This is a genomic window from Micromonospora sp. NPDC023644, assembly GCF_040640115.1.
Classification (GTDB): Bacteria; Actinomycetota; Actinomycetes; order Mycobacteriales; family Micromonosporaceae; genus Micromonospora.
Window position 1 is genome coordinate 1 of sequence record NZ_JBFABA010000037.1, and the last position, 12,948, is coordinate 12,948.

General features: G+C 73.7%; 15 protein-coding genes. 7 read left to right on the forward strand and 8 right to left on the reverse strand.

Annotated elements, in window-relative coordinates:
• Positions 1-216: 216 nt before the first annotated feature.
• From dusB to AB0G08_RS22320, 4 genes are all read right to left on the reverse strand, one after another.
• Complete coding sequence (dusB, locus tag AB0G08_RS22305) at positions 217-1,389, reverse strand: tRNA dihydrouridine synthase DusB (RefSeq protein WP_358091092.1); 1,173 nt, start codon at positions 1,387-1,389, stop codon at positions 217-219.
• A gap of 61 nt (positions 1,390-1,450) precedes the next feature.
• Positions 1,451-2,830 carry a glycine--tRNA ligase gene (locus AB0G08_RS22310; protein WP_358091094.1) on the reverse strand — a complete coding sequence of 460 codons (1,380 nt, stop codon included), beginning with the start codon at positions 2,828-2,830 and terminating at the stop codon, positions 1,451-1,453.
• Between the two features lie 100 nt (positions 2,831-2,930).
• Entirely contained in the window at positions 2,931-3,506 is a 576-nt protein-coding gene (locus AB0G08_RS22315) for a hypothetical protein (RefSeq protein WP_358091096.1), read from the reverse strand.
• Between the two features lie 24 nt (positions 3,507-3,530).
• The gene (locus tag AB0G08_RS22320; RefSeq protein WP_358091098.1) at positions 3,531-3,872 is read right to left on the reverse strand and encodes an antibiotic biosynthesis monooxygenase; all 342 of its coding nucleotides are present in this window, start codon (positions 3,870-3,872) and stop codon (positions 3,531-3,533) included.
• Positions 3,873-3,899: 27 nt separating this feature from the next.
• Between AB0G08_RS22320 and AB0G08_RS22325 the strand changes: the two genes are divergently transcribed.
• The 7 genes from AB0G08_RS22325 to AB0G08_RS22355 all read left to right on the forward strand — a co-directional run bounded on the left by AB0G08_RS22325 (position 3,900) and on the right by AB0G08_RS22355 (position 8,400).
• Positions 3,900-4,157 carry a hypothetical protein gene (locus AB0G08_RS22325; RefSeq protein WP_357883060.1) on the forward strand — a complete coding sequence of 86 codons (258 nt, stop codon included), beginning with the start codon at positions 3,900-3,902 and terminating at the stop codon, positions 4,155-4,157.
• A gap of 54 nt (positions 4,158-4,211) precedes the next feature.
• On the forward strand, positions 4,212-5,231 hold the full coding sequence (locus tag AB0G08_RS22330) for a metal ABC transporter substrate-binding protein (RefSeq protein ID WP_358091100.1): 1,020 nt from the start codon (positions 4,212-4,214) through the stop codon (positions 5,229-5,231).
• The gene (locus AB0G08_RS22335) at positions 5,228-5,989 is read left to right on the forward strand and encodes a metal ABC transporter ATP-binding protein (RefSeq protein ID WP_358091103.1); all 762 of its coding nucleotides are present in this window, start codon (positions 5,228-5,230) and stop codon (positions 5,987-5,989) included. Before AB0G08_RS22330 ends, AB0G08_RS22335 begins: the two co-directional genes overlap by 4 nt.
• A gap of 1 nt (position 5,990) precedes the next feature.
• Positions 5,991-6,857 (forward strand): metal ABC transporter permease, encoded by an 867-nt coding sequence (locus tag AB0G08_RS22340; RefSeq protein ID WP_121400249.1) that lies wholly within the window; start codon positions 5,991-5,993, stop codon positions 6,855-6,857.
• A gap of 63 nt (positions 6,858-6,920) precedes the next feature.
• Complete coding sequence (locus AB0G08_RS22345) at positions 6,921-7,220, forward strand: metalloregulator ArsR/SmtB family transcription factor (protein ID WP_088998913.1); 300 nt, start codon at positions 6,921-6,923, stop codon at positions 7,218-7,220.
• Positions 7,217-7,615: a transcriptional repressor gene (locus AB0G08_RS22350; protein ID WP_358091106.1), complete on the forward strand. Its 399-nt coding sequence runs from the start codon at positions 7,217-7,219 to the stop codon at positions 7,613-7,615. Before AB0G08_RS22345 ends, AB0G08_RS22350 begins: the two co-directional genes overlap by 4 nt.
• 179 nt (positions 7,616-7,794) lie before the next feature.
• Positions 7,795-8,400 carry a hypothetical protein gene (locus AB0G08_RS22355; protein WP_358091109.1) on the forward strand — a complete coding sequence of 202 codons (606 nt, stop codon included), beginning with the start codon at positions 7,795-7,797 and terminating at the stop codon, positions 8,398-8,400.
• 125 nt (positions 8,401-8,525) lie between these two features.
• On the opposite strand, the gene AB0G08_RS22360 is transcribed toward AB0G08_RS22355, so the two are convergent.
• From AB0G08_RS22360 to AB0G08_RS22375, 4 genes are all read right to left on the reverse strand, one after another.
• Positions 8,526-10,553, reverse strand: a complete 2,028-nt coding sequence (locus AB0G08_RS22360) for an acyl-CoA dehydrogenase family protein (protein ID WP_358091111.1) — start codon at positions 10,551-10,553, stop codon at positions 8,526-8,528.
• Between the two features lie 115 nt (positions 10,554-10,668).
• Complete coding sequence (locus tag AB0G08_RS22365; RefSeq protein WP_357871894.1) at positions 10,669-11,169, reverse strand: DUF6328 family protein; 501 nt, start codon at positions 11,167-11,169, stop codon at positions 10,669-10,671.
• A 121-nt stretch (positions 11,170-11,290) separates the two neighbouring features.
• Positions 11,291-12,040, reverse strand: coding sequence for an SIS domain-containing protein (locus tag AB0G08_RS22370; RefSeq protein WP_358091181.1), 750 nt, complete (start codon positions 12,038-12,040; stop codon positions 11,291-11,293).
• A gap of 73 nt (positions 12,041-12,113) precedes the next feature.
• Positions 12,114-12,944 (reverse strand): alpha/beta hydrolase, encoded by an 831-nt coding sequence (locus tag AB0G08_RS22375; protein ID WP_358091113.1) that lies wholly within the window; start codon positions 12,942-12,944, stop codon positions 12,114-12,116.
• Between the last annotated feature and the right edge of the window lie 4 nt (positions 12,945-12,948).

Consider the following 12,948-nt stretch of genomic DNA (forward strand, 5'->3'; position numbering starts at 1 on the left):
CGGATGAGCGTCGACAACCTCGCCGACTGGATCGCCACCCGCGGCTACACCGCCTGACCCGACCCACACCACCGAACGACGACAAGGGCCGGCCCCACGGGGCCGGCCCCACGGGGCCGGCCCTTTCGTCGTCTCCGTCCGCGCCCCGCGTCCGCAGCCGCGCCGGAGCCGGGCTCAGCCGCGCCGGAGCCAGGCCCAGCCCCGCCGGAGCCAGGCTCAGCCGCCCGAGTCGGCCAGCTCGGCGCCCTCCGGGACGGTGTCGTCGTCGCGGCTGGCCAGCCAGCCTTCCGGCAGGAAGACCTTGCCGGGCGAGTTGGTGCGGCCGCGCGGCTGGCCCAGCGTGGCCACCGGGAAGGGCACTGTCGGGTCCAGCTTGCCGAGCAGGTCGTCGAGCTGGGCCAGGCTCTCGATCATGGCGAGTTCGCGGCGCAGCTCGCTGCCGACCGGGAAGCCCTTGAGGTACCAGGCGACGTGCTTGCGGAAGTCGGTGCAGCCGTCCCGCTCGCCCCGGGCGGGGGTGCGGGAGCCCGCGGTGAACTGGTCGACCAGCAGTTCGGCGTGGCGACGCATGGTCCGCGCCACCTCGCCGAGGGTGGGCAGCCGGCGCTCCGGGCGGCCGTCGAACGCGGCCTCCAGGTCGGCGAAGAGCCACGGGCGGCCCAGGCAGCCCCGGCCGATCACCACGCCGTCGACGCCCGTGTGCGCCACCATCCGCAGCGCGTCGTCGGCCTCCCAGATGTCGCCGTTGCCGAGCACCGGCACGTCCAGCGCCTGCTTGAGCGTGGCGATGGCGTCCCAGTCCGCCGTGCCGGAGTAGCGCTGCGCCGCCGTACGCCCGTGCAGGGCGACCGCCACCACGCCGGCGTCCTGGGCGGCGAGGCCCGCCTCGACGTACGTCAGGTGGTCGTCGTCGATGCCCTTGCGCATCTTGACCGTGACCGGCACCCCGGCGGGCGACGCGGCGTCCACCGCGGCCCTGACCAGCCGCGCGAAGAGCCGGCGCCGCCACGGCAGCGCCGAGCCGCCGCCCTTGCGGGTGACCTTGGGCACCGGGCAGCCGAAGTTGAGGTCGATGTGGTCGGCGAGATCCTTCTCCACCACGATCCGCACGGCGGCGGCGGTGACCTCGGGGTCGGTGCCGTAGAGCTGGAGGCTGCGGGGCCGCTCGTCGTCGCCGAACGCGATCATGCGCAGCGTCTTCGGGTTCCGCTCGACCAGCGCGACGGTGGTGATCATCTCGCAGACGTAGATGCCGCCGCCCTGCTCCCGGCAGAGCTGCCGGAAGCCGATGTTGGTGATGCCGGCCATCGGCGCGAGCACCACCGGCGGCCACACCTCGTGCCGTCCGAGGGTCAGCGGGCGCAGGGCGGGAACGGTCGGCGCGGTCACCGGACAAGTGTACGGGGCCGGCCGGCGCGCCTTCCCGCGCCGGCCGAGGCCCCGCCGCAGCTCAGCAGCCGGGGAGGCGCTCGATCAGGTAGCGCTCGACCTGGTCCAGCGCGATGCGTTCCTGGGCCATGGTGTCCCGGTTCCGGACGGTCACCGCGTCGTCGTCGAGGGTGTCGAAGTCGACCGTGACGCAGAACGGGGTGCCGATCTCGTCCTGGCGGCGGTAGCGGCGGCCGATCGCCTGCGAGTCGTCGAACTCCACCACCCAGCGCTTGCGCAGGTCGGCGGCGAGGCCCTTCGCCTTCGGCGAGAGCGCGTCGTTGCGCGACAGCGGCAGCACCGCCACCTTGACCGGGGCCAGCCGCGGGTCCAGGCGCAGCACCGTGCGCTTGTCCACGCCGCCCTTGGTGTTCGGCGCCTCGTCCTCGTCGTACGCCTGCAGCAGGAACGCGAGCACCGCGCGGGTCAGGCCGGCGGACGGCTCGATGACGTACGGTATCCAGCGCTCGCCCCTGGCCTGGTCGAAGTAGGACAGGTCGACGCCGGAGTGCCTGCTGTGCGTCGAGAGGTCGAAGTCGGCGCGGTTGGCGATGCCCTCCAGCTCGGCGAACTCGGTGCCGCCGAACTGGAAGCGGTACTCGATGTCCACCGTGCGCTTCGAGTGGTGGCCGAGCTTCTCCTTCGGGCGCTCGTGGAAGCGCAGGTTCCCCTCCGACAGGCCCAGGTCGAGGTACCAGTTCCACCGCTCGGAGAGCCAGTACTCGTGCCACTGCTCGTCCGAGCCCGGCTCGACGAAGAACTCCATCTCCATCTGCTCGAACTCGCGGGTGCGGAAGATGAAGTCGCCCGGGGTGATCTCGTTGCGGAACGACTTGCCGGTCTGGGCGATGCCGAAGGGCGGCTTCTTGCGGGCGACCGTCTCCACGTTCCGGTAGTTGACGAAGATGCCCTGGGCGGTCTCGGGCCGCAGGTAGTGCATGCCCTCCTCGCCCTCGACCGGGCCGAGGAAGGTCTTCATCAGGCCGTTGAACATCTTCGGCTCGGTGAAGGTGCCCCTGTTGCCGCAGTTCGGGCAGTTCAGCTCGGTCAGCGAGGCCGGCGGCCTGCCCTGCCTGGCCTCGTACGCCTCCTCCAAGCGGTCGGCCCGGAACCGCTGGCGGCACGACTGGCACTCGGTCAGCGGATCGACGAAGGCGTCCAGGTGGCCGGAGGCAGCCCAGACGTCGCGGGCGAGGATCACGGCGGAGTCCAGGCCGACCACGTCGTCGCGCTGCTGGACCATCGTCTTCCACCACTGCCGGCGGACGTTCTCCTTCAGCTCCACGCCGAGCGGACCGTAGTCCCACGCCGACCGGCTGCCTCCGTAGATCTCGCTGGAGGGGAAGACGAAGCCTCGGCGCTTGGCGAGGCTGACGACGGCGTCGAGACGGTCGGCTGACATGTTTCCTCCTACACCGACTGGCGGCCGGCGGAGACGCGGAAGGACGGAAGGAACAGCTCGGGACCCGCGCCGTCCCGGGCCCAGCAGAATACCGGGGCGGTCAGCTCACCCCGCACACCTCCATGCCGCCTGTCTGCTGGTCCTGCCCGAGGGTGACCTCCTGCCGGTCCTGCTGGCCGCCGGTGTAGGTCACGTCGACCGGCACGGTGAGGGAGACGGCATCGACGTCGCCCACCCGGAACGTCGCGATCCGCGGCTCGGCGGCCACCCGGCGCTCGAACTCCCGGCGCGACTCGCGCCGCTGCGCGTCGTCGCAGAGCTGGTCGTACGCCGCGCCGTACTTCCGCTCGACGAGCGCCTGGTAGTAGTCGGTGGAGACGGCGCGCCCCTGCTCGCGCACAGCCTGCACCCCGGTCACGGCCAGACCGACCACGGCCGCGCCGCCACCGCCGCAGCAGAGCAGCACGGCGAGTGCCCCGGCGCCCAGCCCCAGCCAGAGCCGGGTGTTGCGCCCCTCGGTCGGCGGTGCCGCGAACGGCGGGGCGACCCCCGGTCCGGGCGGCGGGGCGGGCGCGCCCGGGTCCGCCGGCGGACCGGGCACGGCGGGCGGCTGCGCCCCCTGCTGGCCGGGCGGCGGAGGGTACGGCGGCGGGATCGCCGGTCCGGGAGCGGTCATGAGAGCAATGTAGTGCCCACGGGCTCAGCGGTAAGGACCAGCGGCCCGATCACTGGCGGCCGGGACGACGTCCCCGCCCGGGGCGGCGCTGGCGAGCGCCTCGTACGCCGACGGCTCGTCGACCGACTCGGCGAGCAGCGGCACGGCGGTGATCTTGACGTCGAAGCCGCCCAGGGCGCGCCGGTAGGTGCCGACCGACTCCCATTCGGTGACCAGGCACCAGTGCCGGGGGTCGTCCAGCGCCCGGACCAGTTGGCCGCGGAGGTAACCGGGGCGGGCCGCGAGCGCGGCGAGGGCGGCGTGCGCCCGTTCGGTGAACGCGTCGGCGACATCGACGTCGACCACGAACCGGTTCGTCACCAGCACGGGGTTCCTCCTCGTAGAGTCTGTGGGATGCAGCGTACGCAGAGCCCCCTGCCGGCCCGGCTGGCCCGGGCGAACCCGACGACGGTGTTCCTGGTCACCCTGGTGCTGGTGCTGGTCGCGTTCTTCACCCCCGGCGTGGTCGGCGGGCTGCTCACCCTGCTGCTCGCCGCGGCCGTGGCCGCGCTGATGGTCACCACCTGGTCGGTGCAGACGGCGCAGACCCGGCTGATCCGGCTGGTGGCGCTCACCCTGCTGGTCACCGCGGGCCTGGTGAAGCTGTTCTGACATGCAAGCATGCGTTTTTGACAATCATTATCGTTGTCGCGGACAGTTCGAGACATGAACCTCCGTTCCGCCCCACGCACCCTGGCCGTCGCCACCACCGCCCTGCTCGCCCTGGGCGGTGTCGCGGCCTGTTCCGACGACGACACGGCCGGCCCCGACCCGCAGCGGGTCGACGTGGTGGCCGCCTTCTACCCGTTGCAGTTCCTCGCCGAGCGCATCGGCGGCGACGCGGTGAAGGTGAGCAACCTGGTGAAGCCCGGGGCGGAACCGCACGATCTGGAGCTGAACCCGGGCCAGGTCGGCCAGGTCGCCGAGGCGGAGCTGGTCGTCCTCCTCAAGGGCTTCCAGCCGGCGCTGGACGAGGCCGTCGAGCAGAACGCCAAGGACCGCGCGTTCGACGTGTCGACCGTGCAGCCGCTGATGGACGCCGCCGCGGGCGGCCACGACCACGACCACGAGGGCGAGGAGCACGCCCACCCCGAGGAGTCGGGCAAGCCTAAGGAGTCGGGCAAGGCCGAGGAGCCCGGCCACGAGGAGCCCGGCCACGAGGAGGGCGGCACCAAGGACCCGCACCTGTGGCTGGACCCGACCCGCCTGGCCACGGTCGGCGACAAGCTCGCCGAGCGGCTCGGCCAGGCCGACCCGGACCGCGCCGCCGACTACACCGCCCGCGCCGGGGCGCTGCGCACCGAACTGGAGAAGCTGGACGCCGAGTTCACGGCCGGGCTGAAGACCTGCCAGCGGCGGGAGATCGTCGTCAGCCACACCGCCTTCGGCTACCTGACCGAGCGCTACAAGCTGGAGCAGATCGGCATCACCGGCCTCAGCCCGGAGAACGAGCCCGCCCCGCAGCGCCTGGCCGAGGTCGCCCAGGAGGCCCGGGAGCACAAGGCCACGACGATCTTCTTCGAGACGCTGGTCAGCCCGAAGGTGGCCCAGACCATCGCCGCCGAGGTCGGCGCGAAGACCGCGGTGCTGGACCCCCTGGAGGGGCTGTCGACCGGCGGCGGCGACTACCTTTCGGTGATGCGTACCAACCTTGCGACCCTGAGGACGGCGTTGAGCTGCTCGTGACATCCCCAGTCATCACCGTCGCGCACGGGGTGGTCGGCTACGACGGCCGCCCCGTGCTGCGCGACGTCTCGCTGACCGTGACCGCCGGCGAGGTGGTCGCGGTGCTCGGCGCCAACGGCTCCGGCAAGTCCACCCTGATCCGCGCCGCGCTCGGCCTGGTGCCGCTCAGCTCCGGGTCGGTCACCCTCTTCGACCGTCCGTTGCGCCGCTTCCGGCAGTGGCACCGGATCGGGTACGTACCGCAGCGCCTCGGCGCCGGCAGCGGCGTGCCGGCCACCGTCCGCGAGGTGGTGGCCTCCGGCCGGCTCGCCCGGCGCGGGGTGCTGCGCCCGCCCGGCGCGGCGGACCGGGCGGCGGTGACCGCCGCGCTGGAGGCGGTCGGGCTCGCCGACCGGGCCGACGATCCCGTCGGCACCCTCTCCGGCGGGCAGCAGCAGCGCACCCTGATCGCCCGGGCGCTGGCCGGCCGGCCGGAGCTGCTGGTCCTCGACGAGCCGACCGCCGGGGTCGACGCGGCCAGCCAGGAGGCGTTCGCCGGGGCGCTGCACGACTTCGTCGCCGGCGGCGGCACGGTGCTGCTGGTGGCCCACGAGCTCGGGCCGCTGCGGCCGCTGATCAGCCGGGCGGTCGTCGTACACCAGGGTGGGATCTGCCACGACGGCGCGGTGCCCGAGCCCGCCGGCCACCACGCGGAGCCCGACCACGACCACGTGCACCCGCACGGTCCCGACGAGCCCGCCGGGCTGTGGAGCAGCTGAGATGGAACTCTTCCAGTACCCCTACATGCAGCGGGCCCTGATCGGGGCGCTGATCATCGGCCTGGCCGCACCGGCGCTCGGCATCTACCTCGTGCAGCGGCGGCTCGCCCTGATCGGCGACGGGGTGGGGCACGTGGCGCTCACCGGCGTCGGCGCGGGCCTGCTGCTCAACCGGTCCCCGGTGCTCGTCGCGGTGGCCGTGGCGACCGCCGGTGCGATCACCATCGAGCTGGTCCGCGCCCGCGGGCGCACCTCCGGCGACCTGGCCCTGGCCCTGCTCTTCTACGGCGGCATCGCCGGCGGCGTGACGCTGGTCGGGCTCTCCGACAGCACCAGCGCCAACCTGAACGCCTACCTGTTCGGATCGCTGACCACGATCTCCCCGCAGGACCTGACCACGATCGCGGTGCTCGGCGTCGCGATCGGGGTGACCATGCTGGCGCTGCGCCCGGCCCTGTTCGCGGTCTGCCACGACGAGGAGTACGCCCGGGTCTCCGGCCTGCCGGTGCGCACGCTCAACCTGCTGCTCGCCGTGGCCACCGCGGTCACCGTGACGATCGCCATGCGGGCCGTCGGGGTGCTGCTGATCAGCGCCCTGATGGTGGTGCCGGTGGCCACCGCGCAGCAGGTGACCCGGGGGTTCCGCAGCACGATGACGGCGGCGATGGCGCTCGGACTCTTCGCGGCCGGCTCCGGGGTCTACGTGGCGGCGAACGCCGACACCGCCCCCGGCGCCTCGGTGGTGCTGATGGCGATCGCCTCGTTCGGGGTGGTCGCGGTCCTCGGCGCGGTGTGGCGGGTGCTGCGCCGACGGCGCACCCCGGCCGCCGCGCCCGCGCCCGAGCCGCACGAGGTGGTGCTGCACTGATCCGGGCCGGCGGCGTGTGATCCTGGTCAGCGGCGTGTCGGCGGGATTGGTTACCGTTACGGGGTGACCGACGGATCAGGCTACGACGCCTTCGAGGGCGCGAGCGAGCTGCTGCGTGCCCTCTCGGCGCCGATCCGGCTGGCCATCGTCAGCGAGCTCGCCGAGGGCGAGCGCTGCGTGCACGAGCTGGTCGACAAGCTCGGCGCCGCGCAGCCGCTGGTCTCCCAGCACCTCCGGGTGCTGCGGGGCGCCGGCGTGGTGCGCGGCTCCCGGCGGGGTCGCGAGATCGCGTACGCGCTGGTCGACGAGCACGTCGCACACATCGTGGCCGACGCGGTGAGCCACGCCGGGGAGGGATCATGAGCATGACCGGTTCCACGGTCCGCAACACCCGGCAGCGCTCGGCGGTGAGCGCGCTGCTCGGCGAGCTGGAGGGCTTCCACAGCGCGCAGGAGCTGCACGCGATGCTGCGCGAGCGCGGCGAGCGGGTCGGGCTGACCACCGTCTACCGCACCTTGCAGGGGCTCGCCGACACGGGCGAGATCGACGTGATGCGCCCGCCGGGCGGCGAACACCTCTACCGCCGGTGCAGCGAGGGCCACCACCACCACCTGGTCTGCCGGGCCTGCGGGCGCACCGTGGAGGTGGCGGGGCCGACGGTGGAGAACTGGGCCGAGCGGGTGGCGGCGAAGCACGGCTACGCCGACGTCAGCCACACCCTGGAGATCTTCGGCACCTGCCCGGCCTGCACGGGCTGACACAGGGCGGCACGCCGCCGCTGCTCCCCCGCCGCCGCTGCACACCGTCCGCCGAGCGGTGTGCCACGCTGCACCGCCCGCCGCCGGACGGTGCCCCGCCGCTGCACCGTCCGCCGCCGAGCGGTGTGCCGCCGGTCCGTCGCGTGCCGGGGACGGCCGCGCGTGGCACGCTGTCCGGCGTGAAGATCTACGCCGATCGTTTCCCGACCGCCGTCCGACAGATGATCACCGACCTGCTCGTCGTCGCCTGGGTGTACGGCGCGATCCGTGGCGCGCTGTGGCTGCACGACCTGGTCCAGAAGCTCGCCGTACCCGGGCAGAAGCTGGAGGGCGCCGGCGGCGGCCTGGCCGACAACCTGGCCGAGGCGGGCGGCAAGGTCGGCCGGGTGCCGCTGGTCGGCGACGAGCTGACCGCGCCGTTCGAGCGCGCCGCCACCGCCGCCCGCTCGCTGGCCGAGGCGGGCCGGGACCAGCAGGAGCTGGTCGACCAGCTCGCGCTCGCGCTGGCCGTCGCCGTGCTGGTCTTCCCGCTCGGCCTGGTGCTCTTCGGGTGGCTGCCGCTGCGGGTGCGCTGGATGCGCCGGGCCGCCTCGGCCGCGAAGCTGGCCGCCGCCCCCGCCGGCCGGGACCTGCTCGCGCTGCGCGCGCTGGCCACCCAGCCGCTGGGGCGGCTGACCCGGATCGCGCCCGACGTGGCCGAGGCGTGGCGGCGCGGCGACGACGCCACCGTGGACGCCCTCGCCGCGCTGGAGCTACGCCAGCTCGGCCTCCGCAGCACGCGCTGACCCCGCCCTCACCCCCGCGATCATGCAGTTGTGGTGCCCGGAGCGTCCGCACCCGCCCCTTCTGCGGGGCACCAGAACTGCATGATCGACCCGGGTCAGGGGTGCGGCGGGCGGGGCGGTCGACGTCACCGCGCGGGCGGGATGCGGCGGCGGACGTCGTCGGCGGTGGACGGGCCGGGCGACCAGCGGGCCACCCAGGGCAGGTCGTCGGCGGGGGTGATCACACCGTCCTCCAGCGCGGCGTAGCGCCCGGCCAGGATCCGCTTCGCGGCGACCGTGTCGACGGAGTCGGTGTTGTCCCACAGGGCGGCGAAGAGCGCGTCGACGCGGACCCGGGCCTGCCGGCAGAACAGGTCGGCCAGCTCCACGTTCTCGGGCCGGGCCTCCCGCTCGGCATGGGCGCGCACGCAGACCGCGGACATCGCGAACAGCTCCGCGCCGATGTCCACCACCCGGCCGAGAAACGCCTGCTTGCGCTCCATCTTCCCCTGCCAGCGGGACATCGCGTAGAACGTCGAGCGGGCCAGCTTGCGCGAGGCGCGCTCCACCTGCCGCAGGTGCCCGGCGAGCGGGCCGAACTCGGCGTACGCCGACGGGCGCTGTCCCCTGCCGACGGCGAGGGTGGGCAGCCACTTCGCGTAGAAGGCGCCGGCCCGCGCCCCGGCCTTCGCCTTGCGGCCGAGCCCGGCGTCCGGGTCGATGATGTCGCCGGCGACCGACAGGTGCGCGTCGACCGCCTCCCGCGCGATGAGCAGGTGCATGATCTCCGTGGAGCCCTCGAAGATGCGGTTGATCCGCAGGTCGCGCAGCATCTGCTCGACGGCGGCCGGCCGCTCGCCCCGGGCGGCGAGCGAGTCGGCCGTCTCGTAGCCGCGGCCGCCCCGGATCTGCACCAGCTCGTCGGCGATCTTCCAGGCCATCTCGCTGGCGTAGAGCTTGACCAGCGCCGCCTCGATCCGGATGTCGTTGCGGTCGTCGTCGGCGAGCAGGCAGCAGAGGTCCAGCATGGTCTCCATGCCGTACGTCGTCGCGGCGATGAAGGAGAGCTTCTGGGCCACCGCCTCGTGCTCGCCCACGGGCCGCCCCCACTGCACCCGGTCGGCGGCCCACTCCCGGGCGACGTTCAACGCCCACTTGCCGGCGCCGACGCACATGGCCGGCAGCGACAGCCGCCCGGTGTTCAGGGTGGTCAGCGCGATCTTGAGGCCCTTGCCCTCGCCGCCGATGACGTTCTCCTTCGGCACGAAGACGTCGTGGAAGCGGGTCAGGCTGTTCTCCAGGCCCCGCAGGCCGATGAAGGCGTTGCGCCGTTCGACGGTGATGCCCTCGGTGTCGCCCTCGACGACGAAGGCGGTGATCCCGCCGCGCCGCCCCTCGGCGGCGGGCACCCGGGCCATCACCACGAGCAGGGTCGCGACGGTGCCGTTGGTGGCCCACAGCTTCACGCCGTTGAGCCGGTAGCCGGTGCCGTCGGGCGTGGGCTCGGCGGTGGTGGCCAGCCGGGCCGGGTCGGAGCCGACGTCCGGTTCGGTGAGCAGGAACGCGGAGACCTCACCGGCGGCGAGCCGGGGCAGGAAGCGCTGCTTCTGCTCGGCGGTGCCGAACATCTTCAACGGCTGGGGCACCCCGATGGACTGGTGCGCCGAGAGCAGGGCGCCGATCGCCGGGCTGACCGAGCCGGCCAGCATGAGCGCCCGGCAGTAGTGCAGGTTGCTGAGCCCGAGCCCGCCGTACGACCGGTCGATCTTCATGCCGAACGCGCCGAGCCGGGCCAGTCCCTCGAACACCTCGTCCGGAATGGACGCGTCCCGCTCGATCGCGGCACCGTCCACCTCGGAGGCGAGGAACTCGCGGAGCCGGCCGAGGAACTCGTCGGCGCGGGCGGCGTCCGCCGGGTCGGAGCGCGGCCAGGGGTCGATCAGGTCGAGCCGGAACCGGCCGAGGAAGAGCTCCTTGCCGAAGCTGGGACGGTCCCAGGAGGACTCCCGGGCCGCCTCGGCGACCTGGCGGGCCTCCTTCTCGGAGACCTGACCAGCCTCCGTCGGCAGGGGTCCGGCCGCGCCGGCCGGTGGCGGGCCGTCGGCGGCGGTCGACGCCGGCTGGTCGGCGCCTGATTCGTCGGGCGCGGGTCGGCTGTTCTGTGTCGTGGTCACGGCGGCCCCCTCGAACCTCGGTCCGGATGCGTCAACGTGCTCGACAAACAGCACGCTACCCCCGGCTGTTACCCAGGGGTAGCGGTCGGTAAAGATCGAGTTGTGTCGACTTCGGTCAGTCGCCGAGGGACCGCGGCTCGTTGTCGTCGTCGTCGCTGTCGTCGTCGCCCCAGTTGCGCCGGGAGAACGGCAGGAACACCCAGAAGGTGAGGAACCAGAGCCCGGTGAGGCCGCTGAGCACCAGGGCGATGCTCCGGTCCAGCACGAAGTCGGTGATCAGCAGGACCGCGCTGACCATCGAGATCAGCATGAAGGCGAGGCCGCCGCTGGCCATCCGGTGGGCGAACCGGACCAGCTCCGGCTTGCGGCCCTGCCGGAACAGCGCGCGGTGGAACGCCACCGGCGAAATGATCATCGCGGTGGCGGCGGCCGCCGCCAGCAACGCGACGATGTAGACGTCCTTCTGGAAGCCGCTGGTGCGGGTGAAGCCGTTGCTGAACGGCAGGGTGAGGAGGAAGGCGAAGAGGATCTGCACACCGGTCTGGGCGACCCGCAGTTCCTGGAGCAGGTCGGCGAAGTTGCGCTGCCAGCGCTGCTTCTCGGTTTCCTTGGACACGCGCTACCTCCGGTCAGACGGTACTGCCGGCGGGGGGCGGCCGGCGGCAGCATCGCTCATGCCCCACCGGCCGACGCGCGAAACCGACTCACGTCGTCACCGGAGGCGCCGGTCCGCCCGATCAGGAGCCGCGCCGGATCCGGCCGGCGTAGCGGGCCTCCAGGGCGCTGTTGTGCTCGTCGCCCCCGGCGATGTTGGCCGACAGGTAGACCGGGGGACGCTCCCCCGCCGCCAGCAGCCGGGCCACCACCTCGACCGTGATCTGCTGCGCCAGCAGCGCCGCCGTGATCGACGAGACCGCGCCGACCGCGCCGCCGCCGGGCAGCGGCAGCGTCGCGTCGCCGTACGGGGCGCCGTTGTCGAGCACCACGTCGGCGAAGTCGGCGAGCTTGCGCCCCGACGGGTGACGCGAGGTCATCTGCCCGGAGTGCTGCGCCGAGGTGATCGCGACCAGCCCGTGGCCCTTCTCCTTGACCAGCGACGCGAACTCCACCATCGCGCCGTTCACGCCGGAGTTGGAGGCGAGCACGAAGACATCCCGGGGGCCGATCGGGGCCAGCTCGTAGAGGCGGTGCGCCACCGACGGGTCGCGCTCCAGCAACGGCCCGAGCACGTCCGTCGGGGCGCCGCCGAGCAGCACCAGGTCCCGCAGGGCGATCCGGTTCGTCGGCACCAGCCCGCCGGCCCGCCCGGCGATCTCCATGGCCAGCGCCTCGGAGTGGCCGGTGCCGAACGCCTGGACCACGCCGTCGGCGCGTACCGCCTCGGCGATCAGGTCGGCGGCCCGCCCCACCGCCTCGCGTTGGCTCTCGGCCACCCGGTTCATCGTGGCGGTCACCACGGCCAGGAACTCCTCGGCGCTCACCGGCATGTCTGCTCCGTCCATGTCGTACCTCCGTCGGGGTGGGGGGCCCGGCGTCCGCCGGGCGGTGTCGCGGGGAGGGTCACACCGGGTCGTGCACGCGGGCCAGGATCGCCTCGGCCAGCGGGGCGGGCGCCTCGTCGGGGATCCAGTGGCTCACCCGGGGCAGCTCGACGAAGCGGTAGTCGCCGGTCACGTGCTCGGCGCACGCCTCGGCGGCGGTCCGGCCGATCGCGATGTCGCGGCCGCTCCACACGAACGTGGTCGGCACCGCCACCGGCCCGGTGGCCGCCAGGTCCCGGCGGGACATGGCGCGGTACCAGTTCAGCGCGGCGGTCAGCGCGCCCGGCTCGCGCATCGGGTCCGCGTACGCGGCCACCCGCGCGTCGTCGCCGACCCCGTGCAGCATCCGGCGCAGCCCGGTCGCGCCCAGCACGAGCAGCGCCTTCTCCGCCTTGCCCGGCTTGCGGAACAGCGTCATGTACGCCGAGCGCGCCTTCTGCCCCGCGTCCTCGGCCAGCGCCCAGGCCATCGCGCCGGGGTGCGGCACCGAGACCGCGGTCAGCGTGCGGACCCGCTCGGGATGGTGGGCCGCGACGGCCCAGGCCACGATCGCGCCCCAGTCGTGCCCCACCAGGTGCGCCGCGTCGACGCCCAGCCCGTCGAGCAGGCCCACCGCGTCGGCGACCAGCTCCGGCAGCCGGTACGCCTCGACCGCCTCGGGTCGCGCGCCCGGCGAGTAGCCGCGCTGGTCCGGCGCGTACGTGCGCAGGCCGGCGGCATGCAGCGCCGGCACCACGTCGTCGAACTCCCCGCCGTGCTGGGGGAAGCCGTGCAGCAGCAGGACGGGCGCGCCGCCCTCCGGTCCGCCGACGCGGACGTCGAACGTGAACCCCCGGGCCTCGATCCGCATGATC

Bases quoted from the DNA above. Each gene is read 5' to 3' on its own strand.
- AB0G08_RS22310 (WP_358091094.1), bottom strand. From the start codon at position 2,830: ATGTCAGCCGACCGTCTCGACGCCGTCGTCAGCCTCGCCAAGCGCCGA.
- AB0G08_RS22315 (WP_358091096.1), bottom strand. From the start codon at position 3,506: ATGACCGCTCCCGGACCGGCGATCCCGCCGCCGTACCCTCCGCCGCCC.
- AB0G08_RS22325 (WP_357883060.1), top strand. From the start codon at position 3,900: ATGCAGCGTACGCAGAGCCCCCTGCCGGCCCGGCTGGCCCGGGCGAAC.
- AB0G08_RS22330 (WP_358091100.1), top strand. From the start codon at position 4,212: ATGAACCTCCGTTCCGCCCCACGCACCCTGGCCGTCGCCACCACCGCC.
- AB0G08_RS22340 (WP_121400249.1), top strand. From the start codon at position 5,991: ATGGAACTCTTCCAGTACCCCTACATGCAGCGGGCCCTGATCGGGGCG.
- AB0G08_RS22350 (WP_358091106.1), top strand. From the start codon at position 7,217: ATGAGCATGACCGGTTCCACGGTCCGCAACACCCGGCAGCGCTCGGCG.
- AB0G08_RS22370 (WP_358091181.1), bottom strand. From the start codon at position 12,040: ATGCCGGTGAGCGCCGAGGAGTTCCTGGCCGTGGTGACCGCCACGATG.
- AB0G08_RS22375 (WP_358091113.1), bottom strand. From the start codon at position 12,944: ATGCGGATCGAGGCCCGGGGGTTCACGTTCGACGTCCGCGTCGGCGGA.